Raw genomic sequence first — 23,480 nt, 5'->3', positions numbered from 1 at the left:
TCCCGAAATCATATTATATTTCGGGATTTTTTGTTTTATTATCCTAATCGAATGGCACATGGTACCAAACCTATATGAGTAATTATTCTTTAAGTAAAGTAAATTTGGTATAATCTCCTGAGATGTCTCCAACCCATAATTTATAAATACCTGTGGGTAAAAAACTAATATCTAATATATTCTCTTTTGAATTTAAGCTACCGACTTTCAATGTCTGGCCCAACTGATTATACAGAATATATTCCTTACCCTCATCTATAAGTTGTATATTATAAATACCTTTTGAAGGGTTGGGATATATCTTTACGTTTTCTATACTATTTTTATCTATACTCAGCTCACCTTCTACTTTAAAATTTATTGATTCTCCACTTCCCATATCGCCTCCGCCTTGCAGCAGAATGCCATTATAAGTGAGGCTATAATAACCATTGCCCTGGGTACAACATAGTCCGTCTCCATAACTATCACTAATTGAAAACAAATAACAACCGTTAGGGAGAGTCATATCCTGTGTATACAACTGATTATCATCATAAGAGTCTCCACTATAGAGTACGGCGCCATTTTCATTGGTAAGCTGCCAACTTATATCTTCTCCAAAATTATCTGTAAGTATTTCCAAAACTATTTGATTGTCTGGTACAATCCTTTTAACAAAGTTAGCCTCAAGTATATCATTTTCCTGATTTTCATCACTTACACCATTAATACTTAAAAGGTTTACAACAAAACTATTATTGCCATTATCTCCAAGAATATTAGGCAAATAAAGAACTTCTGCTTCATTCTCACTTAGATTACCTTCCCAATATATATTTTGCGGTGTATTATCATTTATACTGTACTGAATTACAGCTTGAGAGATTACAGAGCTTCCATTATTGACTATCCTTATTACCGATTCTATTCCATCTCCGCATATTGAAGTTCCCTGATCAATAAATCTAATCTCGCCATCAAGCGAATAGGTTGGTAAAGGAGGGTAAAAACCAACACTCAACTGTCCTGTATCAGCAGGATCAAGCCACTCTTTAAGTCTGGTGTCAGGTGTAATCCCGGCATTCCAGGATACATCAAACCTTCCATAAACATCTAATGCCCCATTAGGATTACTTCCGTTACAGGCTGAAGCGCCAGCCCATAATTGCCCTATAATTTCACCCTGATCAGTGTAAAGCGGAGAACCGGATGAACCCCCTTCGGTTGTGCCAATTTCCCAATTATTGATAAGCCACTTTATATCTCCATTATCCTCATCTAATATTTCAGGGCTATCAAAATCCCTGCATATTTTCATAATATCCCCTGCAGGATGATGAATTCCGAAAGTAAATAAGGAAGGAATTCCGCTCCTGTCCCATCCAGACCATACCAGGTTCCATTCTTCCGGAAGGTCTGTATTTATCTCCATTAGCAAAAAGTCTGTTTGTGCACGTCGTGCCCGTAATGTTGCCCCGCTTACAGTTTGGTTTTCGTTGATGGACTGATCTCCCCAACCTGATGACGGACAGTCGGGGTTTGGGTTTATCCAGTTAAACCTAAAGGTGTACATAGCTGTATCTACCCAGGCATGATTTGCCGATAATATATAAGGTGTACCGTCATTAAGGGTATTATTTATAAGCGCTCCGCTAGCTAAAAAAGCACCTTCATCTGTACCTCCTAATATCATTGTAACTGATTTTTTACAATGATTTTTTATATTTTCTATACCATCCATAAAACACTCTACATCAAAATTACAGGATAGCGATAATATATCATTAGTACTTTTGGTAGCTACATTTTGATAGCCAAGTCCTGCTTTAAATAATTCAAAACGACCGAGTCCCTTTATATTTCCCGGCTCATAATATTCCAGCCATACATCACCCCCGCTTATAGGCCAAATACCGAAATAAGACGGATTATTGTTTTGAAGTGAATCATATATATCAGCCTCTTGCCTATGCCCTTCTGGGTAAGCATATAAAAGTGCCCCTTTAGGAATAAAAAAATTCCTAATCCAAAAATGAATATTTTTAGCATTATCAGATGTAAATCTTAATTTCCAAACACGGTCGCCGTTAGGCAGTTCTGTCCAGGTACCACTATTAGTTGTGGTATAATCAACATCGGTCAGGATAGCAAACTCATATAAGGGGGTTTTGGCATCTGTTGCAATTTTATCTTCAACATATTGCTTTTCAATAAGAGGCAAATATACCCTGGAGTCGTTTTGCTGGCTTCGTTCCTGTCCGTAGATTTGGACAAGGCTTAAAATAAGAAATAAAAAAAGTATTGTTTTTCTCATAAATTAGATGCATTATAAAAATAATGGGCTTAAAATTAGACATTTATTCTTCTCTTCTTATAAATTTTTATAGGTTTAGTATATTTTTCCTAAATAGCTGCATAAGGTCAATTAAATTGACGAATTTTTATCACATTGATTTCCTTTATTTCAGATTCTGCAATTTTCCAATTTAGGAAATCGAAATATTTATATGATATAAACTGCTCCTGTTAAAATGATTTTAATCCTATAAATTCACTTAAATAAAAAAGCCCATACATTGTATGGGCTTTTTTATTTTATACTATTACTTTATTTCGTTCGTCTACTATCTCCGATAAAATCTGATAGGATTTAACCCTGTCATTATAATCATAAAAGTTTGACACTACCATCAATTCATCCACACCAGTTTCATTTAAAAATTTATCCACTTGCTTCGCAACAGCTTCTTTCCTTCCTACAAAAGAGTACTTAAGCATTTCACGCACTGCAGGGTTATGCTGAATCATCATCAGTTCATCCGTCATTTCCATTGGTGGCTGTAAAGGTTCTCTTTTCCCAGTAAGTATTCCCAGGAACATCCTTATCAGTGATGTATAATTTCTCTCGGCTTCGTCATCTGTGTCGGCTGCAATTACATTAATCCCTGCAATGGTATATGGTTTATCAAGGTACTCAGAAGGCTGGAATTCTTTTCTGTAAATATGTAGGGCTTCTTCCAGCAGTCCGGTCGCAAAATGACTGGCAAAAGCATACGGGAGCCCCATTTTTGCCGCAAGGTGAGCACTGTCTAAACTCGATCCTAAAATATATAACGGTACATCAACCCCCTCGGCTACAACAGCACGTACCTGCTCCCACTCGCTTTCTGTTGAGAAATACTGTTGTATTTTCTCAATCTCAGCAGGAAAACTGTTTACCGACTGCATTCTGTCACTTCTAATAGCGTGCGCAGTTAACTGGTCGGTTCCCGGAGCCCTTCCTAATCCTAAATCAATTCGATCAGGATACAGCCTGCCAAGCGTACCAAACTGCTCAGCCACTATTAGCGGTGAATGATTTGGCAGCATAATACCGCCCGATCCCACACGGATGGTTTTTGTATTTCCTGCTATGTGCCCTATAAGTATAGAAGTGGCAACACTGGCTACATGCACCATATTATGGTGTTCTGCAAGCCATAGCCTCTTGTACCCCATTTCTTCAGCCTTTTGTGCTAAAGCAACACTGTTTTTAAATGTTTGTTCTATAGTAACTCCACGCGATACAATGGCAAGCTCAAGTATCGAGTAGGCTATTTTCTTCTTTGTTGTTTCCATAATTTATTATGCGTTTCCGCAACTATTCATATTAATATTGTTTAGATTCATTTAGTGAGTTTAATTAAACAACATTACTTTCTCCTATTATTACCTGTCTGTGTTTTATGCCCCATGCTGCAAGATCATGAATGAGGTTTTGCAGGGACTGTCCATAATCCGTAAGGTTGTATTGTACCGATATCGGCTGGGTATCTAAAACGGTACGCTTAATAAGCTTATTAAGTTCCAACTCCTTCAACTCCTTACTTAATTGTTTGTTAGATATACCATTAAGATCATTTAGTATATCAGAAAAGCGTCTTTTATTATAATAGCACATGGTAGATATAATGGATATTTTCCATTTTCCCCCCAATACGTCCATTGTGTCGTGGATAGCCATGATTTCTTTCTTGTGGCAAATGTTTTCTGTCATAAGTTACCTGGTTACTCTAAAGTTACTGTTACTTTTAGTTACAAAGTTACAATAATAAATTAATGTAATTTACTTTTGTACTGTTAATAATTAAAAATCAAAAAATGAGTTTAGTAAACAAGAACGTAGTAATAACGGGCGGAAGTACCGGAATAGGTCTAGCAACTGCAAAAGCATTTATTAAGGCAGGGGCAAACGTAGTAATTACAAGCAGAAGTGCCGAAAACCTGCAAAAGGCTTCGAATGAAATCAATAATCCGAATTTAAAGACTTTAGTGTCTGATACCTCAAACCTTGATGGTATTGCAGTTTTGGAAAAATTTGTTACAGAAAACAACTGGAAACTGGATGTGCTTTTCCTTAATGCCGCAATCGCCACATTCGGGCCAATAGCGCAAACAACCGAAGCCGATTTTGATGCTCAGTTTAATACCAATGTGAAAGGTCATTATTTTACATTACAAAAATTAATGCCTCACCTGGCAAATGGTTCATCTGTTATATTTACCTCATCTATAGTGGCAACAGCTGCCGGTATAGGAACAAGTGTATATTCTGCTACAAAAGGAGCCATAAACAAGATTGCCCAGATTGCAGCAAACGAACTGGCTGAAAGAAAAATACGTGTAAACCTTATTAGCCCGGGTCCAATACAAACACCGGGACTGGACAGTGTAGCAAATGTTGAAGCCAAAGAAAATTTAGCAGCATCAACCGCACTACAACGCCTTGGTACTGCTGATGAAATTGCAAATACAGTAGTCTTTTTATCTTCCAGTCAAGCAAGCTTTATAAGTGGTGCAGACATTACTGTTGATGGTGGTGCTGTTACATACATGTTGAAGTAATAATCACATATAACGCTCGATAAATAAAAAGCCCATACATTGTATGGGCTTTTGTTTTTTTATTCAACCGATTTAAACTGCTTCATTTCTTTTAAAGGCTCTATCGTGGTATACTCCTTCCATACCGAAGGATCATAACTTCCTAACTGCATATAATCAAATTCGGGTTCCTGAGCAGCTTCAAAATCGCCTTCTGTTATAGCTGATTCCGACATAACAAAATACTCTTCTTTCTCAAACTCGTCCATTTCGGCTTTAAACTCAAAACCCACCTTGTCTTTATCGCCCTCTGTTATCTCTATAAACTTCAGCGGCCTATTTACATATATGTACTGTCCGTTTTCCTGTGAGGCATATTGCAGGTAATATTCACCCGATTCCCTTTTTTTATACACCAGCGTACCCTTATCAAAATTCTCGAGCTGCTTAATACCTAAAATAAGTTTTAGGTTTATGCCGCTAAGTTTCTTCCCTTCCACTAAAGTATAATCTGCCCTTACAATAGCATAATCTTTCTCGGAAACATACAATGTCCCTGTATACTTAGCCCTTCTCTTGTTAGGCCTGAATTTAATTATAAAAATACGGTTGTTCTTATCATCACTCTCTGCAACTCCCGCATAGCTGTATTCATACAGTTCGCTTAACTCACTACTATTAATAAAATCAAACCTGCCATTAATTAAAATATTTGTGCGATATAGAAAAGTCCAGTTATATGATCTTGCTGCTTTCTGGTTACTTTTTTTCATCTCAGCTTCATACTCACTATCGCTAACAAAACTATTATGCGAAACAATGGTATCCCTCACCCCTATAAGTCCGCTTTTAATCCTGTAATGTTTTGTGGCATCTAAGTGCTTAAATAAAACCTGTGCACCTAACTTTTCCATATCATCCAAAGTTACCGATCGGTTAGCATCCTTAAATTTTACTGCTTTTACAACCTCAAGTTTTTGAACCGGCACCGGTTTTTCCTTATGTATTTTTGTAGAAGTATAATAGTTATATAACCTATCTGTAAACTGCTTAGGAGGATAGTTTATCATCTGTGAGGCAAACTCATCCAGTTCCTTATTAGCATCCTTAATTTGCTGCTTGCTGTATCCCGTAGCCTGTGTCATTTCAAGCTTAACCTGTTTAGGCCTTATTACTGTTGACTCACGAAAAAAAACAGTATTTTTTGTTGGTTTGCCTGAATCTGTATAATTAGCTTTAAGATTCTTCCTTACAGAAGCCATTATACTATCGGCATCAATTTCTGTATTGGATATATATACTGTTTCTAACTCAAAAGTTCCGGGACGCATTTTTATAAGGAAATTGATATTCTTTAATTCCCCTACAGTTAAGTTCTCGGTATAATACCCTAAAAAAGAAACTGTTAGTATAGTCTTCTCATCATTATTTTTTGGAGGTATGCTAAAGTATCCTTCAGAGTTACTTACTACACTATCTTCACCGTCAATTTGAATATTGGCATAAGAAAGGCTCTCCCCTGTCTCTGAATCAATAATTTTAGCGGTAATGTTTTGAGATAATGCGATTTGAATACCTAACAGAATAGTCAGGCAGGTAAATAGGTTTTTTAGCATGGTGTGATTGTTGGTTTTAAATCTTCATTTTATGCTAAGTTAAACGGATTGCTCGTTTTTTTGTTGTTCTGATTTACAAAAAACTTATGTCTTATAAATAAAAAAGCCCCCGTATTATCAGAGGCTTTTTTTAAATATCTCTGATTATTCTTTTATCAGTTTGTATTGTGCCGACGCCTGACTGGTTTTTACCGTTATAAGGTATACACCTGCACTTAAGCCACTAATATTCATATTCTCCATATTCTGGTTAAAAGACATTAGTTCGCGTCCCTGTAGATTATATATAGCAACCATTTCCGGAGCTACGTTATTCTCACTTTTTAAATGTAGAACATCATTAGCAGGGTTAGGATATAATACAATACTGCCGGTTAAAGCATAATCGTTTACTCCCATCAAACTAACTATCTCTGTTGTAACGCTGTTTGTTATAATAGGCAGGTTGTAATCAAAATAGATATTCACCTCGTTACCATGAATAATATCACCAACCTCAAGTCCGGCAACAGGTTTTATTTTATAGGCTATAAAACCATTACTACCTGCTTCATCCTCACCTTCAAACGGAAGGTTGATGTTTTCAAAAATAAACTCTACCTGGTTACCATCAGTAATTTCTAATCTATATTCATGACTTGAACTTATCGGTCTAAACGTATTCCAGTCTACCTCTTCACTAAGTACATCCTTAACCCTTATATTTATGGCGCTTGCAGTTCCTGTATTTTGGAATCTTATAATATAGTCAAGATATTCATCTGTCTGTTCAGGATATATCTCACCTCCCTGTACCACTCGCTTATCATTAGGATCATAAGAGTTTACCACAATTTGCTCAAATTCAAAAGTATTATCTTCAGGAGTATAATCATTTTGGTTAGGGGTTACAGTAGTTGTAAAGTTTAAAACATCATCACCATTTACTGTAGGTGGGGTAAACGTTTGCATAGTAATATCAATAGTCCTACTTTCAAAAGGCTGAAAATCGGCCAATGTAAAAGTCAGTACATTTTCTGAATTTGATGCTGCAGCCGGAACAGCACTTACAAAAGACTGCATGGCATCGTTATAAATAAAACTTACTATTGCATTAGCAACAGTTTGAGTACCCACATTTTCAACAATCAATTGATACTCTGCCTCAAACCCAGGACGGGCATCAGTTACAGGCAGGATAGTTACATTTAAATCTTCAATAGACTGGTTAGCTGTAATACAAAAGTTTAAATTTTCCTGATTAACACCTTCCTCAAAAACAATCGTGGTCATTTCCGGAATAAAATTATAATATTCCGGAAAACCCGATAATGTTACCTCATAACTTCCTGAAAGAAGATTTAATGTATATTCTCCGCTCAAACCTGATGATGTTGAATAAACAAATTCTCCATTATCTGCAGTTATCATAACATTATTAATAACACTGTCTGTATCGTCACAACCATTATTATTTTGATCGAAAGTAACACTACCTGTTATTGTATTAACTTCACAGTCGGATCCCTGCCAATTTCCTTCAATTTCCCAACCCAACTCATTTATTAAATAGTCCCTAACAGCAGCATCACAATAAGGAACGCCAAAAGAATTCAAATATTTATCTTCAATACCTAATTGTGCAAATCGTAATAACAAAGCATCAAAATTAGAAGAATCCATTCCACTCAAATGAATAAAAGTATTAAAAAGAAGTTCAGGATTATATTCCCAACCTGATATATCCTGATTAAAACTTGAGGCGCTTTCAAACATCCCATTCAAGTTAACAACATTAGCGATATTCCAATTATCAAGTGGTTGGTTAAAAGCATCATTCTGTCTAAACATCATTCCCATTTCTGTCACATTAGAGACATCCCAGTCGTTTAAAGGTTGGTTAAAAGAGTTAGCGCCATGAAACATCATTATCATATCAGTCACATTAGATACATCCCAATTACCTACAAATTGATTAAAGTTTAAAGCACTTAAAAACATTCTACTCATCGTAGTCACGTTAGATACGTCCCAGTTCCCGATGGGCTGATCAAAATTTGATGCATTGAAAAACATATAAGACATATCGGTTACATTAGATACATCCCAATTACCTATGGGCTGATTAAAATTAACTGACTGATTAAACATATATGCCATAGTAGTAACACTGGAAGTATCCCAATTATCAAGTGACTGATTAAAAGCGTATATTTCTTTAAACATATAAGACATATCGGTTACATTACTAACATCCCAACTTTCTATAGGCTGATCAAAAGTGCTTGCCTGATTAAACATATATGCCATAGTAGTAACACTAGAAGTATCCCAATTATCGAGCGGCTGATTAAAAGCGATTGCCCCCCTAAACATATATGACATATTGGTTACATTAGAAACATCCCAGTTATTTAAAGGCTGATCAAAATAGTATGCATTAAAAAAAATATGTGACATATTTGTAATAGTAGAAACATCCCAGTTATTTATAGACTGGTTAATACCACTCATATAAAACATATAGCTTAAATCAGTTACCTGGCTTAAGTCAGGCGTATCAGTTGCATTAATCACTAAATTTGAAGTTTTATAAAAAGCTTTATTCATTGAAGACCACTCAATATCTCCCCATTGCTCAACAGTCAATAATTGATCAGACGAAAACTCCTCAGGTAATAGCGAAAAATCTAACCTTGAAAAGTCACCCGACATACTAACAGTATATACTCCGGGAGTAGTATAAGTATGAGACACTAATCCAGACTGGTCAGTTAGAATTGTACCGTCTCCAAAATCTATGGTATAACTAGTACCTGCTTCATTAACTATAGGGACTTCGATTTCTAAATCAAAATCAAATACTTCCCATGTAGTAATAAAAGGTTCCTGAGCATAAATAAAAGAAGTTAAGAATAAAAAAAGCAGTGTAAGGTGAATTTTCCTCATAATGATTGTAATTGGTTTATTAACTGCAATATAACATTTTTCAATAAAACATTTTAACATTTTTTACTTACAAAAAAATCCCGCCTATAATGCGGGATTTAATCAGTTTAAATTTAGAATCGTTTTTTAAGCTATAACACCTTTTGGCTTGCTGGTATACTGCACCAACATAAACGAAACAAACGAAGCAGCTATACCAAAAAAGTTAGCATCAAGGCCAAATGGCAGTTTCACCTGTGTTATTATTAAAGTAAGCGTTGTTAGTCCACCCACAATCATGGCTGCTACTGCCGCCTTTGCCGATGGTTTTTTGAGCAGTAAAGTACCTAATACGGGCACTAATAACCCCGAAACCATAAACGCATAAGAGTAAAGCATCAGCTCCAGTACATTTCGCATATTGGTTGCCAGAATTATAGCCAGTGCACCAATTACAAGAGTTATTATTTGCGAGTATTTTATATGCCCGAACTTTCGGGTTCCCTTAAAGTATTCCAGTATATCGGTAGTAAAATTACCCGATGCAGCCATTAAGCAACTATCAGCAGTTGACATAATAGCCGAGAAGTAAGCCGAGAGCATCAGTCCCATTAACCCTACAGGCAATATCGTCCTTAAAAATAACGGAAGTCCAAGCTCGGGATCAATGTGAGTTCCGGGAGCATAACCTATAGCTTCAAACAATCCCTGTTCATAACCTACCCTGGCAAACAAGCCTAAAGCGATGCCCATAAACGCCATTATAGGCCATTCAAACAGTCCGGCCACAAACCATGCCTTTTTAGCTGTTTTTACATCTCTGGAAGCAAATATTCGCTGATAGAGTGTCATCCCCACAAACCATATAGGTACTATGGTAATAAACCAGTTAAACAACTGTACAAAAGACACATTGGTTAACGACATAAAACCGGAAGGTACCGTTTTACTAATAGCTTCCCAACCACCTATGTATACATATCCCATTGGAATCCCTATAAATATAAGTCCGCCCATTAATATTATCCACTGGATGGTATCGGTATAAATAACCGCTTTGATTCCTCCTACAGCCGTATAAACAACTGCAATAACCCCCATTATAAGTACAGCCATATTTATGGATACCGAAGGAAAAGTAGCCTCTACCAACTTTGCTCCGGCAAGTATTTGCGAACTGGTAAAACCTACGTACCCAATAAGAGAAATAAATCCTGCTATAAGAGCTACCCTAGTATTATAATGATGCGCCAGTGACTGCGGAAAGGTTAAAAACTTATTTTCCTTTGCTATGGGGTAAACCTTAGGTATTAACAGTACTGCACTTAACCAAGCCCCTAAAAGGCCGGTAAACAGCATCCAGCTTCCTGAAAGCCCCATCATAAAACCTAGTCCGCCTAACCCTATCGAGAAACCTCCGCCAACATCAGTAGCTACTACTGAAAGGCCTATATGTCCGGCCGACATGTTCCTGCCCCCCACATAGTAGTCGTCTTTAGACTTATTGCGCCCCATAAAGTAGAATCCTACCCCTAGCATGGCAACCAGATAAACTATAAATATTACTAGATCAATAATGTGAATTTCCATTATGTAAGTGTTATATGTGTTAATCCTGAGGATGTATAAATACTCCCCTTTATTTTACTGCTTTTTATGCTAATAGCCCCTTTTGCAATAAGTCCCTATTACCAAACAGAAAATGTATTTATGGTAATATAGATAAGGACTGAAGGGCTGAAGAATGCGATATGCAATTCTTTAAAACCATTGAATATCAGCAAATATACAATTTTAGGCCCGCCTAAAAAACTGAATAAGATATTTAATCTTTTTAAGCATTCTTACAACTCTGATTTAAAAAGGATTACAAAAAAGAAGACCCCGACATTTTCATATCGGGGTGCCTTATAAAAACTAACACAAATTATTATAATTCCCAGCCAAAAGTAGCCTGGAAAACATAATCTTCTTTATTGGCCCCTTCCGGCGGCCTTTTATCATAGTTATATGTTGCTCCCATTTTTATAAAAAAATCAAGAGGCAAATCATATTTCACATCCAGTTTAATATCGCTCCTCACCCTGCGAGACTCGGTTAAACTCGGATAAACAACAGCATTGGTAAGCAGGCTAAAATCTTTAAAATCAAACATATTAAGTTCCATTCCCACAAAAGCCTCTGCACTGTTTCGGTTAGTGCCTAAAGCCTCTTCATACCTTTCATTGTTCCATGCCAAACCTACTGCACTTCCAAAGTAAACCCTGTTTGTATGTACAAAATATTTACCAACACCTGCTTTGGTAGTAACCCTTAACTTTAACTGTTGCTCATTATTAGATAATATTTCCGAAGAAACATTTATAAAATAATCATGGTTAAAAAAATATTTAATCCCAAGACTGGCATCTGTACGGTTAATATCTTCGCTTTCGTCCTGCCGTGTTTTTATAGCATTATAGCTTCCTGCAATGCTCCAGTAATTTGCTGTATACCCTAACGTACTCCTTACACTTAACTGCTTAAAGTTGTTACTTTGTGTAAGGTTTAACCCTATAGATAATGATGCATCTAAACGGGATATAAAGCCCTGTTTAACAGACTTTACATACACTATATCATCTATGGTTGTATAGATATAGTCTTTAGTAATAATGTCATGTAAAACTACCCTGCCTCCATTAATAGAGTCCATTTGCAGCTTACTGTTAATCCTGTTACCTTCCTTGAGTGTAATTAAAAAGGTTTGATCGCTGGAAAGCTTTTTAATATCTATCCATTTTAATTTAAAATCACTGTCACTATAATCAGTTTCAATAATAAGGACACCTCTGTCCATTTCCTTTATTTCACCAATAAGTCTGTCCTTATTTTTAAGGATTATAGTATCGTTCTGTGCATAACCGGTTCCATAACTACATAGCCATACAATCCCTATAAGGGCTATACGAAAATGTAGGGAAATACTGTTAAGCCAATTTTTTGTGTGGGTCATCAGCTTGTTTTGTGGGGTAAAACTTTCTTCTATTTTCCTAGTCTTATAACACCTTTACATTACCGTTTTTAAACAGTATGTAATATTAATCTACATATTAAATGTAAGTATTAAAATTTATTATTTAACAAATAAAATACTACTTTAACAAAAAATTAATTACTGTGTAATGAAAGAAAAAAATTACAATAAAAAATATATAGAAACAATGCTTACATCTTACTTTTCCTCTTTAGCATCTACTACCTCATACATATTTTTACCATCAATCTGAACAGGCTGATAATAAGTTTCACCATATTTAACATAGGTTTGGTCGCCCATCCTTACCTCTTCTCCGCCTTCAGGAAGGTGCTCTACAATAGTACCTGCTGTGGGAGGCACAACAGTATAACCATCTCCTGATTTTTCATAATATGTACCACCGTAATAATAGTTGTTTGTGGTTTCGTTTACCGTGACGGTTTCCGATCCCTCGGGGAGAACTTTTATGGTTGCTCCAACAGGAGCCTGAACTACGGTATACCCTCCGTCACTTTCTACATAATACACCCCTTGATCGTAATGGTACTTTTGATTTTCTATGGAAATAATAATTGCAGTTGTGGCCAGTGACGCTACAAAATACCCCCATGGATGCCATACAGGTCCCCAATAAAACGGACGGAAAGGATGATAATAATATGGTCTGTAAGCATAAAAACCAAAACCACCATAACGATAAGGCGGCCTTACATATGCTGCCCTGTTAGAGCGAACTACAGTATTTCTGTTATTAATATGATTATAGTGTTTGCTATTATCAATATTAATGTTCACATTATTATTGTTTCCCCTGTTACCGGAGTTGTTTACTCTATTACCGGAATTCCTGTCGTTATTGTTACCTATTATCTTATTACCGCCTCCTCTGTTATTTGAAGAAATATTATGATTGGCTGTCGACTTCCTGTCGGGCGATTTTTTGCTGCCCCCGTTAATGGTTCGGTTAGGCTGTGAGTGTGCCTGTTGTGTAGTTCTTGAGGGAGCTTGCCTTGTAGGTGCTTTTCTGGATGGAGCCTGTCTTGAAGGGGCACTTCTCGACGGTGCGCTCCTGTGAGCCATTCCTCCACCACCGCCTCCGGATCTGTGTGGTATTCTCTGGGCTTCCATCTCAAATGGAAAAAATAGTACTAAAGCCATAATCATGGCTGCTACATACCTTAACGTTTTGTTTGATAGTGTTTCCATGGGATAAAGCTTTTAGTTACTGTTCATTTTAGATAATATGGTTATTTGATGGGAGCCAGGCGGCGGGATAAACTCAAATAACACATCCGGCAAATCTGGATTAAGTTTCCAATCTGAAAAAGAGGCAAGATATTGCGGGCTTCCTTCCCTATCCTTATATGTTATGGCAAACTTTAAAGGCAAGGTTAGGGCATCATCCGATATCCATAACTGAAAAGTCATCTTGTCATTGTCTGCAAGGATGTGAAAACAGTTTTTTCCGTTTATATTTTTACTGCCTAAAAAAGCAACCGTAGGGAAGTTTTCCAGTATATCATCTGTAATTGCAGGATAGAAAAAATCTGAAGCAGGGAACTCTATCTCATAATCTTCATGAATCCTGTCTATCATTACCAGTGTAGAATCGGGTGCATCTATTACAGAGTAATTATTCTCTTTATAGGAATAGTACACCATGTGCTCGCCATTATACCAGTATCCTTTATGAAAATCATCACTACGGGCCTGCACAAGCATTTTAGAAGGCCCTTTAAAATAAACTTCATAATTTGAGAATTTCTTTTCAACGCCATAAAGGCCTTTCTGATCAACCGAAGTAGTGAGGTTAAAACTACATGAACCTAATTCACCTATAACATCGCTCATTCTATCTAAAACAAGCACCGCTACAGAATCCACTTTAACGTTTTGAGAAAATACAGTAAAAGGGATAAAGAAAACGAAGAGTAATAATTTCCTTATCATAATGGGTGATTTAATTGTTACTTAAATACACCTAATTATCAGATATTTAACATCTACCCAAATCGTTTTAACAAAAAATTATACTAATTGAAACTAACTATTCAAAACAATAAAACTCTTATTTCTTTATCGAGAACAGGTACACCCAACCTATTAAAAACAGCTGCAGGGGAATCCTGAACCATAAGTACATAGGTCCATGACCACTAAAGTCGGCAGCTTTTAAATTGACATGATGCAGCGCTGCATAAATATTAGACGGAAGAATAAGAATAAAGAAAATTATAAGCATTAGTCCCGTTTGCCTTCTGTACTTTGGAAACAGTAACAGAAATCCAAATGCTATTTCCATAACTCCCGTTAGGTAAACCACAAACTCTTTATACGGAATAATAGGAGGCAGCATCATACCCATACCTTTAGTAAACAAAAAATGGCCTATAGCCGTAAACATAAGCATGGCACACATGGCTATGTTACCACTAACCTTCCATTTATAAGTTTTCTTTACAAGCTTAAAATACAGGGCACTCAAAACAAAAAACACTGATAGTACTATAACAACATCCATAATTTTACTTTTTAAAGCAAAATTGAGGCTACCGTACTACATAAAAAATGATGTATGTTAGTTTCGAAAATATTGTTTCCTTATACGGCTAAGACTTTCCGGTTGTATACCCAAATAGGAAGAAATATGTTTTACCGAAACAGAAGCTACTATTTTAGGATTCTTTTCCAATAATCGGGCATATCGCTCTTCTGCCGTTAGTGACAAAAGTTCCATTTCTTTTTCCAGTCGCCTGGCATATTGCATTTCTGCCATTTTTCTACCAACTGTAGCACCGTTAAAAGAGCTTGTATAAAATTCCTGTAGTTTATTATAGGGTATTGCTACTACATCTGCATCCTCAAGGAATTCAATAGTAACCACACTAGGCTTAGAAGTTATTAACGAATAGAAAGCAGTAACAAACTCACCTTCAAAATGAAAGGCAACTGTAAATTCTTTTCCGTCCTTGTTAAAGTAATTACGCGTAGTACCTTTCAGTAAAAAGTAAACATTATGTTCCTGCTCCCCTTCATTTACAAGGAAATCACCTTTAGAGAATGATTTGTATTGAAGTATTTCGGTAAACTGTTCCCACTCCTTATCCGGCAACGGATGAAGGCTAAAAACAACCTGACGCAATTTTTGTAATGAATCCATACTTCCCTATTAAGAGAGCCTAAGGTACATATTTATTACATCTTAAAGGCATTCATTACATTAACCTCATAACTGTTTTTATCTAAGAAAAGTTGTAATGTAGATCCGTCGGGCGCAAACCAGGCAAGATTAACCCTTGCATCACCTGACATTATTAATCTGTTTAGTCTTGCGGTATCGCTACCTGTCCCTTCTACCTTTACACTCTTATAAACATCGGGTCTGCCAACATCAAGGTTATTTTCAACTAACATACGCTGTATTGTAGCTACAGCTTCGTCAATACCTTTCTCGGTTTGTTCAAACTTCATGGTGGCATCGTTTGTATTGCCTATCCTAAACCACTTTTGGTAATCTTTAGCATTAGAAAAATTCCCTCTTACACTAAGCCCTGACGCTCCAAAAGATTGTGCCTGTACAAATGCTACACTAAGTAAAAATAAAAGTGTGAATACTGTTTTTTTCATAATTCTTTTTTTATTTAGTTACTAATTAAGTATCACTAAGTTAGCCATTATAAAATGTCTTTGTTTTAATAAAATCACAAAATACGACTTCTTAAAAACCGCTATTCACTAACTTGCTTCCCTAAAACCCACATTATGTCTTCAAACTACATACTCGACTTACAGGTTACCGACAAGATATTTGGCACTGATGACATTATGTACAAAGATTTTGAACGCTGTACGTTTACCAATTGCAATTTTACAGAATGTAATTACTTAGGCGTGGCTTTTATTGACTGCGAATTTGTAAACTGTGACTTTACAGAAGCCAGGATAAACTATGTATCGTTTAGGGATGTGATGTTTACCGGATGTAATTTTACAGGAGTAAACTTTGCTATGGTAGATTCACTGCTGTTTAAGTTTGAGTTTAAGGATTGTATTCTTGACTATGCCAAGTTTTATACCCTGAAAATGAAAAGTACCGTGTTTACAGATTGCCGTATTATAGCAGCCGATTTCATGAGTGCCGACTTAACCGGAGCCATATTTGACAATTGTGACCTTCATAAAAGTGTTTTTATGGATACAATTGCCAATAAAACCGATTTTTACAGCAGTTATAACTTTACAATAGACCCTGAAAAGAATAAATTGAAAAGGGCAATATTTTCACAATCAGGACTTAAGGGACTGCTCACAAAACACGAGATAATAGTAAAGTAAAATAATGCAGATTTTTGTAGTGTTAATCAAATATTAGCAATACATTTGCCGCTCATTGCTGGTCATGTTATGGACCAACAATTTAAAGACCCAGGGGCTTCCACCCACGGGTCTTTTTTATTTATAGGCGTTTATAATATTCACCTCATAATTACAGGCTCCAAAGAGCAACTGTAAAACAGATCCGTCTTCCAGAATCCATCCCTCATTTATTCGTGAATTTCCTGCCTGTATGGAGTAATGCATTTTTCCGGAATCCCTTCGGTTAAGGTCACTTCCTTCAAAGCTGTTAAAAATATCAGGGTTTTCCATGCTTTTACCATTATCGGCAAGCATTTTTTTAACCATGTTTACAGCAGTGGTTATACCTTCGGGGGTTTGGTTAAATCGCATGGTAACATTTCCAGTAGTGCCCTGCCGCAGCCATACGCCATAAATAAGCATATTAATATCGTAAGTGCCGTCTACCCTTATTTCCGAGTTACCGAAACTTTGTGCATTGGCGGCAGCTAGCGAAAATAATAGTATTAAAAAGATGTAATACTTCCTCATAACGCCCCGGTTTTAATTGATATTCAGTTTTCCTGACAATAAAATTAAGAAATATTTAGTACGTGAAATATCACTAAATCATTTAATTATGGTAAAATCAATATAAAACCCGACGAACTGCACACCCCAACTTTTTTACATAAAAAAATCCCTCCGTTTCGGGAGGGATTTTTAATATCTGTTGTGTTTCTGAATTAGAATACAAAAATTGGTCTTTCGCCCATCATTGCATTTACCTCATCAGCTACCTCTTCAATAACTTCTTCGTTAGTATGATTCATAACTACTCTGTCGATAAGGTCCACTACAGTTTCCATATCAGCCTCAACTAAACCACGTGTAGTGATTGCAGCTGTACCCACACGGATACCTGATGTTACAAACGGAGACTTATCATCAAACGGAACCATATTTTTGTTTACAGTAATTTCAGCTTTCACTAATGCGTTCTCTGCTTCTTTACCTGTAATATTTTTGTTTCTAAGGTCGATAAGCATCATGTGGTTATCTGTACCTCCGGAAATAATATCATATCCTCTCTTAACAAAAGCTTCAGCCATTGCCTTAGCATTTTTTTGTACCTGTAGTGTGTAACGGAAGAACTCATCGCTTAAAGCTTCACCAAAGGCAACAGCCTTAGCAGCGATAATGTGCTCTAACGGCCCACCCTGGTTACCAGGAAATACGGCAGCATCAAGTAAAGACGACATCATTCTTACCTCTCCTTTAGGAGTTGTAATACCCCATGGATTTTCAAAATCTTTACCCATAAGTATCATACCACCTCTTGGTCCTCTTAGTGTTTTGTGAGTTGTAGTAGTCACAATGTGGCAATAAGGGATAGGGTCGCTTAAAAGTCCTTTTGCAATAAGCCCTGCAGGGTGAGAAATATCAGCAAGAAGTATAGCTCCTACGCTGTCTGCAATCTCCCTGAAACGTTTAAAGTCCATATCACGGGAATAAGCCGAAGCACCTGCAATAATCATTTTAGGCTGCTCTTTAGTAGCTACTTCCTGTATTTTATCATAATTAAGTCTTCCTGTCTCCTTCTCTACTCCGTAGAATACAGGATTGTACAGCCTTCCTGAAAAGTTTACCGGAGAACCGTGAGTTAGGTGACCACCATGAGAAAGGTCAAAACCTAAAATTTTGTCACCGGGTTTTAAGCACGCATGGAAAACAGAAGCATTTGCCTGAGATCCTGAGTGCGGCTGCACGTTTGCATACTCTGCACCAAACAAGGTTTTCGCTCTGTCTATAGCTATCTGCTCGATAACATCCACTACTTCACATCCGCCATAATATCTTCTTCCGGGATACCCTTCAGCATATTTATTAGTAAGTACAGAACCTGCTGCTTCCATTACCTGGTCGCTCACAAAGTTTTCTGATGCAATAAGTTCCAGTCCGTTTATCTGCCTGTCCTGCTCTTCAAGAATCAGGTCGAAAATTTGTTCGTCGCGTTGCATTTTATATTTTTTCGTTAATTTGCCGTCAAAAATACAAAAAATCGTTTGTCAAAACGATATAGCAAAGTATATTTGATACTTGAAAAACAAAATAATACACAAACATACAGATATGACATTAACAGCAAACGACCCATCCAGAAAATCGTGGCTTAATGTACCACAAGACAGCGATTTCCCTATACAAAACATTCCGTTTGGCGTTTTCATAACAAAAGATGATGTAATAACGATAGGAACAAGGATAGGTAATTATGCGATAGACTTAGGTGCACTGCAGCAATTAAACTACTTTGAAGGTATTGAACTTACAGACGACATGTTTATGCAGGATACGCTTAATGACTTTATTTCTGACGGAAAAAAGACATGGCGCCTTGTAAGAAATCGTATTGCAGATATTTTTGACAGCAATAACCCTGAACTAAGAGATAACGACAAACATAAGGAAGTCGTTATCTTTAATATAGAAGATGTGGAAATGCAGCTTCCGGTACTTATTGGAGATTATACCGATTTCTACTCTAGCCGCGAACACGCTACTAACGTAGGTAAAATGTTCCGTGACCCGGATAATGCACTTTTACCAAACTGGCTTCACATTCCTGTAGGCTACCACGGCAGAAGTTCTACTATTGTACCTTCAGGCATCCCGGTTCACCGTCCAAACGGACAAACACTTCCTCCGGGAGAAACACAACCGGTATTTGGTCCTTCTAAGCGTGTTGACTTTGAGCTTGAAATGGCTTTCATCACTACAGATGCTAATATTATGGGAGAACCTATTCCTGTTGATGAGGCAGAAGACCACATTTTTGGTATGGTACTGTTTAACGACTGGAGTGCACGTGATATCCAAAAATGGGAATATGTACCATTAGGACCATTCCTTGCCAAGAACTTTGCTTCTTCAGTATCTCCTTGGATTGTAACGCTTGATGCCCTTGAGCCTTTCCGTGCTTCAGGTCCTGAGCAAAACGACCCTAAACCGTTAGAGTACTTACAACAGGAAGGAGAGCATGCTTTTGATATCAAACTACAGGTAGCTATCGCTCCTGAAGATGGTGAAGAAACCGTAATATCTAACTCTAACTTTAAATATATGTACTGGAGCATGGCACAGCAACTTGCTCACCATACAGTAAACGGTTGCCGTGTTAACTCGGGCGACTTAATGGGTAGTGGTACAATTTCGGGCCCAACTCCTGATAGCTTCGGGTCTATGCTTGAACTTACATGGGGCGGACAAAACCCGCTTAAATTAAGCGACGGTACAGAGCGTAAATTTATTGAAGACGGAGATACCGTAATTATGCGCGGTTACTGCCAAAACGATAATATAAGAATAGGTTTTGGTGAGGTAAGCAGCAAATTATTGCCTCCTTTCAGTAAAAAATAATACTTAAAGCCCCTCAATAGAGGGGCTTTTTTATAAATACCCTTGTTTTTTAAAGCCAAAAAAATTAATATTTAAAAATTTTACCCTAAAAAAAATTTCAAATATTAAATCAAAAAACCTTTTTATCATTTATTACTTAAAAATAGAGGTTTAACAAAAAAATTAACAGCCATCGTTTAAATTTAATTATACATTTGCAACGATGAATAAAAATATTTTTAATACTAAACTCCCTAAGGGTCAATCACCTATCCGGCTAAATTACCGGATAATACGGCTGGTATGATAATACCGCCTCACTTAGAGTGCCCTTTATTTAGTATTAACTTTATTTTTAATTGAATTGAAAACAAACTCTGTTTTTTTAAGGTCTCAATCAAAGGGCCGTTCTTTTATCAGCAATCTTAATTCTTTTCAGAATCGACGACGCTTCAGGCCGTAAGGTCTGCAATATTACTATGTTCCGGTCCGTCCGGTTCTTTCCCAAGGTTTATTTTATTGATTATATATTAATTTATTTCTATTAGTACTGAAATGAATATATCTATCGTGATAGCTCATGAAGAGCATTACAAGTTTGCAGAAGAGATATGCGAAACCATAAATGCTTCTGCGATACAAAGAGGTACCGGTATTGCCCGCAGAACCCCTGAGTATATTATGAAAAAAATAGAAAACCGTGATGCGGTTGTAGCCACTGTAGACGGTAAGTTTGCAGGTTTCTGTTATATCGAAAGCTGGTCACACGGAAAGTTTGTGGCCAACTCAGGGCTTATTGTGCATCCTGATTACAGGGCGCTTGGCTTGGCAAAAAAGATAAAGGAAAGAGTATTTAAATACTCTCAGGAAAAATATCCGGGAGCAAAAATATTTGGTATTACCACAGGCCTTGCCGTAATGAAAATCAACTCAGATTTAGGGTATAAGCCTGTACCATTTAGCGAGCTTACAGATGATCCTAGTTTTTGGAACGGATGCCGTGGCTGCTCAAATTTTGATATACTGGAACGCAAAGAGTATAAAATGTGCCTTTGTACCGGTATGCTGTATGACCCGGCAAAAAAGAAAACAGAAGAAAAATACACGTTTAACAAAAAAGTGTTGTTAAGGCTTAAAAACATAAAGCTGGCACTTTTCCTTAAAAAAGAAAAAGTATAATGAAGAAAGTAGTTTTAGCATACAGCGGCGGCCTTGATACCTCATACTGCCTTAAGTACCTAAAAAATGAACTTGGGTATGAAGTACATACCATACTTATCAATACGGGAGGTTTTACCCCTGAAGAATTAAACGGTATCGAAACAAGGGCTTACGAACTTGGCAGTGCGCACCACGTAAACCTTGATATTATAGATAAATTTTACGAAAAAGCCATTAAATACCTTGTGTATGGTAATGTTCTTAAAAACAATACCTACCCACTTTCGGTAAGTGCAGAAAGGGTTTTCCAGGCACTGGAAACGGTTAAATATGCAAAAAACGTAGGCGCAGAAGCTATTGCTCACGGTAGTACCGGGGCCGGTAACGACCAGATTCGTTTTGATATGGTTTTTCAGACGATTGCGCCTGATATGACCATCATTACCCCTATTCGCGACCTTAAACTAACACGTCAGGAAGAAGTGGCTTACCTGCAACAAAACGGTGTGGAATATAGTTGGGAAAAAGCTCAGTACTCCATTAACAAAGGTATATGGGGTACAAGCGTGGGCGGTAAGGAAACCCTAACCTCATCGCAACCGTTACCGGAAGGGGCCTACCCTTCTCCTTTAACAAAAACACAACCTGAAAAAGTTGTGCTTCATTTTGAAAAAGGCGAACTTACAGGTATAAACAATGAATTTAACAAGCCATCGGTAAATATCCAAAAGCTTGAAGAACTGGCTTCGGCCTTTGCAATAGGCAGGGATATACACATTGGCGATACTATAATAGGCATTAAAGGGCGTGTGGGCTTTGAAGCCGCAGCACCTCTTATCATTATCAAGGCGCACCACCTTTTAGAGAAACATGTTCTTGGTAAATGGCAAATGTACTGGAAAGAGCAACTGGGCAACTGGTACGGAATGCTTTTCCATGAAGGGCAATACCTTGACCCTGTAATGAGAAACATAGAAGTGTTTTTAGAAGACACTCAAAAAACGGTTACAGGTACAGTAACGGTAAGCCTTAAGCCTTATCATTTTACCCTTGACGGAATTGAGTCGGCACACGATTTAATGAATACTAAATTCGGACAGTATGGGGAGGTTAACAATGCATGGACATCGGATGATGCAAAAGGCTTTATCAAGATATTAGGTAACGCACAAAATATTTATGCACAGGTAAACGGAGAAAGCTATGATTAACATTGGCATTATAGGCGGGTCAGGATATACGGCAGGTGAACTGCTACGACTGCTGACAAACCATCCGCAGGCAAATATTGATTTTGTTTACAGCACTACAAATGCGGGCAGTTCGGTAGCGAGTGTACATCAGGACCTGTATGGCGACCTTGAACTTAATTTTACCGATACAGTTAACCCAAATATAGATGTGGTTTTCCTTTGTTTAGGACATGGTAAATCTATCGCTTTTCTGGAAGCCAATACCTTTTCAGACAGTACAAGAATAATAGACTTAGGGAATGATTTCCGTTTGCAGAAAGATGCTGTTTTTAATGATAAAAGCTTTGTTTATGGCCTTCCGGAACTGAATAAAGAGCATATTAAATCCGCACATTATATCGCTAATCCCGGTTGTTTTGCAACCGCAATACAGTTAGCTTTATTGCCTTTGGCGGCAAACGGCTTACTTAATAATTCGGTACACGTCAATGCTACCACTGGTAGTACGGGTGCGGGGGTTCAGCCATCGGCTACTTCACACCACCCCTGGCGAATTGGTAACATGTCACACTATAAGGCTTTTGAGCATCAGCATATGGGCGAAATAATACAAAGTCTTGGGCAGCTGCAAAACGGTTTTGATCAGGAAGTATTATTCATACCAAACCGTGGCGATTTTACCCGTGGAATATTTGCGACACTCTATACCAAGGTGAGCAAAAGCTTTGATGAGGTTACAGCAATGTATAAATACTATTACAGCAACGAACCTTTTGTTAAGGTAACTACTGATAGTATTCACCTGAAACTTGCAGTACAAACCAACAAATGCTTTATAAGCCTGGAGCAAAAAGGAGATTACCTTTTAATCACATCGGTAATAGACAACCTTGTAAAAGGAGCTTCGGGGCAGGCAATACAAAACATGAACCTGATGTTCGGGCTGGATGAAACCACCGGGCTACAGCTTAAGGCAACAGGTTTTTAATTAATTCTAAAAAAGTA

The 23,480-nt window shown here is 37.1% G+C and carries 20 protein-coding genes; 6 read left to right on the top strand and 14 right to left on the bottom strand.

From position 1 onward, the window contains the following. Positions 1-82 precede the first annotated feature (82 nt). From NU09_RS09270 to NU09_RS09260, 3 genes are all read right to left on the bottom strand, one after another. Positions 83-2,296: a T9SS type A sorting domain-containing protein gene (locus NU09_RS09270; RefSeq protein ID WP_129751005.1), complete on the bottom strand. Its 2,214-nt coding sequence runs from the start codon at positions 2,294-2,296 to the stop codon at positions 83-85. Positions 2,297-2,577: 281 nt separating this feature from the next. Next, positions 2,578-3,600 (bottom strand): LLM class flavin-dependent oxidoreductase, encoded by a 1,023-nt coding sequence (locus tag NU09_RS09265; RefSeq protein WP_129751004.1) that lies wholly within the window; start codon positions 3,598-3,600, stop codon positions 2,578-2,580. Between the two features lie 64 nt (positions 3,601-3,664). Next, positions 3,665-4,018 (bottom strand): winged helix-turn-helix transcriptional regulator, encoded by a 354-nt coding sequence (locus NU09_RS09260; RefSeq protein WP_129751003.1) that lies wholly within the window; start codon positions 4,016-4,018, stop codon positions 3,665-3,667. 104 nt (positions 4,019-4,122) lie between these two features. On the opposite strand from NU09_RS09260, the gene NU09_RS09255 reads away from it, so the two are divergent. Beyond that, positions 4,123-4,866 carry an SDR family NAD(P)-dependent oxidoreductase gene (locus tag NU09_RS09255; protein ID WP_129751002.1) on the top strand — a complete coding sequence of 248 codons (744 nt, stop codon included), beginning with the start codon at positions 4,123-4,125 and terminating at the stop codon, positions 4,864-4,866. Positions 4,867-4,925: 59 nt separating this feature from the next. Here the strand turns inward: NU09_RS09255 and NU09_RS09250 are convergent, their stop codons facing one another. The 9 genes from NU09_RS09250 to NU09_RS09210 form a co-directional block, all read right to left on the bottom strand. Next, entirely contained in the window at positions 4,926-6,461 is a 1,536-nt protein-coding gene (locus NU09_RS09250; protein ID WP_129751001.1) for a carboxypeptidase-like regulatory domain-containing protein, read from the bottom strand. Positions 6,462-6,605: 144 nt separating this feature from the next. Further along, entirely contained in the window at positions 6,606-9,389 is a 2,784-nt protein-coding gene (locus NU09_RS09245) for a BspA family leucine-rich repeat surface protein (protein ID WP_165357681.1), read from the bottom strand. Positions 9,390-9,515: 126 nt separating this feature from the next. Beyond that, on the bottom strand, positions 9,516-10,958 hold the full coding sequence (locus tag NU09_RS09240; protein WP_242501847.1) for a sodium:solute symporter: 1,443 nt from the start codon (positions 10,956-10,958) through the stop codon (positions 9,516-9,518). A gap of 340 nt (positions 10,959-11,298) precedes the next feature. Next, the gene (locus NU09_RS09235; RefSeq protein ID WP_129750999.1) at positions 11,299-12,363 is read right to left on the bottom strand and encodes a DUF481 domain-containing protein; all 1,065 of its coding nucleotides are present in this window, start codon (positions 12,361-12,363) and stop codon (positions 11,299-11,301) included. Positions 12,364-12,582: 219 nt separating this feature from the next. Continuing rightward, positions 12,583-13,593 carry a DUF6515 family protein gene (locus NU09_RS09230; protein WP_129750998.1) on the bottom strand — a complete coding sequence of 337 codons (1,011 nt, stop codon included), beginning with the start codon at positions 13,591-13,593 and terminating at the stop codon, positions 12,583-12,585. A gap of 12 nt (positions 13,594-13,605) precedes the next feature. Further along, positions 13,606-14,337 carry a DUF2092 domain-containing protein gene (locus tag NU09_RS09225; RefSeq protein WP_207209769.1) on the bottom strand — a complete coding sequence of 244 codons (732 nt, stop codon included), beginning with the start codon at positions 14,335-14,337 and terminating at the stop codon, positions 13,606-13,608. Between the two features lie 118 nt (positions 14,338-14,455). Beyond that, a complete protein-coding gene (locus tag NU09_RS09220; RefSeq protein ID WP_129750997.1) occupies positions 14,456-14,908 on the bottom strand; it encodes a hypothetical protein in 453 nt (150 codons plus the stop codon). A 57-nt stretch (positions 14,909-14,965) separates the two neighbouring features. Further along, positions 14,966-15,547, bottom strand: coding sequence for a Crp/Fnr family transcriptional regulator (locus NU09_RS09215; protein ID WP_129750996.1), 582 nt, complete (start codon positions 15,545-15,547; stop codon positions 14,966-14,968). Positions 15,548-15,582: 35 nt separating this feature from the next. Further along, positions 15,583-16,014 (bottom strand): hypothetical protein, encoded by a 432-nt coding sequence (locus NU09_RS09210; protein WP_129750995.1) that lies wholly within the window; start codon positions 16,012-16,014, stop codon positions 15,583-15,585. A 135-nt stretch (positions 16,015-16,149) separates the two neighbouring features. Between NU09_RS09210 and NU09_RS09205 the strand changes: the two genes are divergently transcribed. Then, positions 16,150-16,722, top strand: coding sequence for a pentapeptide repeat-containing protein (locus NU09_RS09205; protein ID WP_129750994.1), 573 nt, complete (start codon positions 16,150-16,152; stop codon positions 16,720-16,722). Positions 16,723-16,839: 117 nt separating this feature from the next. Here the strand turns inward: NU09_RS09205 and NU09_RS09200 are convergent, their stop codons facing one another. Then, positions 16,840-17,274, bottom strand: coding sequence for a hypothetical protein (locus tag NU09_RS09200; protein WP_129750993.1), 435 nt, complete (start codon positions 17,272-17,274; stop codon positions 16,840-16,842). Positions 17,275-17,468: 194 nt separating this feature from the next. After that, complete coding sequence (gene glyA / locus NU09_RS09195; RefSeq protein ID WP_129750992.1) at positions 17,469-18,743, bottom strand: serine hydroxymethyltransferase; 1,275 nt, start codon at positions 18,741-18,743, stop codon at positions 17,469-17,471. Positions 18,744-18,855: 112 nt separating this feature from the next. On the opposite strand from glyA, the gene fahA reads away from it, so the two are divergent. From fahA to argC, 4 genes are all read left to right on the top strand, one after another. Beyond that, complete coding sequence (gene fahA / locus NU09_RS09190; RefSeq protein ID WP_129750991.1) at positions 18,856-20,142, top strand: fumarylacetoacetase; 1,287 nt, start codon at positions 18,856-18,858, stop codon at positions 20,140-20,142. Positions 20,143-20,676: 534 nt separating this feature from the next. Continuing rightward, positions 20,677-21,300, top strand: coding sequence for a GNAT family N-acetyltransferase (locus NU09_RS09185; RefSeq protein WP_129750990.1), 624 nt, complete (start codon positions 20,677-20,679; stop codon positions 21,298-21,300). After that, on the top strand, positions 21,300-22,493 hold the full coding sequence (locus tag NU09_RS09180; RefSeq protein WP_129750989.1) for an argininosuccinate synthase: 1,194 nt from the start codon (positions 21,300-21,302) through the stop codon (positions 22,491-22,493). Before NU09_RS09185 ends, NU09_RS09180 begins: the two co-directional genes overlap by 1 nt. Further along, the gene (gene argC / locus NU09_RS09175; RefSeq protein WP_129750988.1) at positions 22,486-23,463 is read left to right on the top strand and encodes an N-acetyl-gamma-glutamyl-phosphate reductase; all 978 of its coding nucleotides are present in this window, start codon (positions 22,486-22,488) and stop codon (positions 23,461-23,463) included. Before NU09_RS09180 ends, argC begins: the two co-directional genes overlap by 8 nt. The last annotated feature ends 17 nt before the right edge of the window (positions 23,464-23,480 follow it).

Origin of the sequence: Flavobacterium beibuense (genome assembly GCF_004151245.1) — a bacterium.
Taxonomy (GTDB): Bacteria; Bacteroidota; Bacteroidia; order Flavobacteriales; family Flavobacteriaceae; genus Flavobacterium; species Flavobacterium beibuense_A.
The sequence above is the reverse complement of the archived record's forward strand: the minus strand, read 5'-3'. Positions and strand labels throughout refer to the sequence as shown.

What these genes read in the sequence shown, in the direction of transcription:
- NU09_RS09270 (WP_129751005.1), bottom strand. Translation starts at nt 2,296, where the DNA reads ATGAGAAAAACAATACTTTTTTTATTTCTTATTTTAAGCCTTGTCCAA.
- NU09_RS09265 (WP_129751004.1), bottom strand. Translation starts at nt 3,600, where the DNA reads ATGGAAACAACAAAGAAGAAAATAGCCTACTCGATACTTGAGCTTGCC.
- NU09_RS09260 (WP_129751003.1), bottom strand. Translation starts at nt 4,018, where the DNA reads ATGACAGAAAACATTTGCCACAAGAAAGAAATCATGGCTATCCACGAC.
- NU09_RS09255 (WP_129751002.1), top strand. Translation starts at nt 4,123, where the DNA reads ATGAGTTTAGTAAACAAGAACGTAGTAATAACGGGCGGAAGTACCGGA.
- NU09_RS09250 (WP_129751001.1), bottom strand. Translation starts at nt 6,461, where the DNA reads ATGCTAAAAAACCTATTTACCTGCCTGACTATTCTGTTAGGTATTCAA.
- NU09_RS09245 (WP_165357681.1), bottom strand. Translation starts at nt 9,389, where the DNA reads ATGAGGAAAATTCACCTTACACTGCTTTTTTTATTCTTAACTTCTTTT.
- NU09_RS09240 (WP_242501847.1), bottom strand. Translation starts at nt 10,958, where the DNA reads ATGGAAATTCACATTATTGATCTAGTAATATTTATAGTTTATCTGGTT.
- NU09_RS09235 (WP_129750999.1), bottom strand. Translation starts at nt 12,363, where the DNA reads ATGACCCACACAAAAAATTGGCTTAACAGTATTTCCCTACATTTTCGT.
- NU09_RS09230 (WP_129750998.1), bottom strand. Translation starts at nt 13,593, where the DNA reads ATGGAAACACTATCAAACAAAACGTTAAGGTATGTAGCAGCCATGATT.
- NU09_RS09225 (WP_207209769.1), bottom strand. Translation starts at nt 14,337, where the DNA reads ATGATAAGGAAATTATTACTCTTCGTTTTCTTTATCCCTTTTACTGTA.
- NU09_RS09220 (WP_129750997.1), bottom strand. Translation starts at nt 14,908, where the DNA reads ATGGATGTTGTTATAGTACTATCAGTGTTTTTTGTTTTGAGTGCCCTG.
- NU09_RS09215 (WP_129750996.1), bottom strand. Translation starts at nt 15,547, where the DNA reads ATGGATTCATTACAAAAATTGCGTCAGGTTGTTTTTAGCCTTCATCCG.
- NU09_RS09210 (WP_129750995.1), bottom strand. Translation starts at nt 16,014, where the DNA reads ATGAAAAAAACAGTATTCACACTTTTATTTTTACTTAGTGTAGCATTT.
- NU09_RS09205 (WP_129750994.1), top strand. Translation starts at nt 16,150, where the DNA reads ATGTCTTCAAACTACATACTCGACTTACAGGTTACCGACAAGATATTT.
- NU09_RS09200 (WP_129750993.1), bottom strand. Translation starts at nt 17,274, where the DNA reads ATGAGGAAGTATTACATCTTTTTAATACTATTATTTTCGCTAGCTGCC.
- glyA (WP_129750992.1), bottom strand. Translation starts at nt 18,743, where the DNA reads ATGCAACGCGACGAACAAATTTTCGACCTGATTCTTGAAGAGCAGGAC.
- fahA (WP_129750991.1), top strand. Translation starts at nt 18,856, where the DNA reads ATGACATTAACAGCAAACGACCCATCCAGAAAATCGTGGCTTAATGTA.
- NU09_RS09185 (WP_129750990.1), top strand. Translation starts at nt 20,677, where the DNA reads ATGAATATATCTATCGTGATAGCTCATGAAGAGCATTACAAGTTTGCA.
- NU09_RS09180 (WP_129750989.1), top strand. Translation starts at nt 21,300, where the DNA reads ATGAAGAAAGTAGTTTTAGCATACAGCGGCGGCCTTGATACCTCATAC.
- argC (WP_129750988.1), top strand. Translation starts at nt 22,486, where the DNA reads ATGATTAACATTGGCATTATAGGCGGGTCAGGATATACGGCAGGTGAA.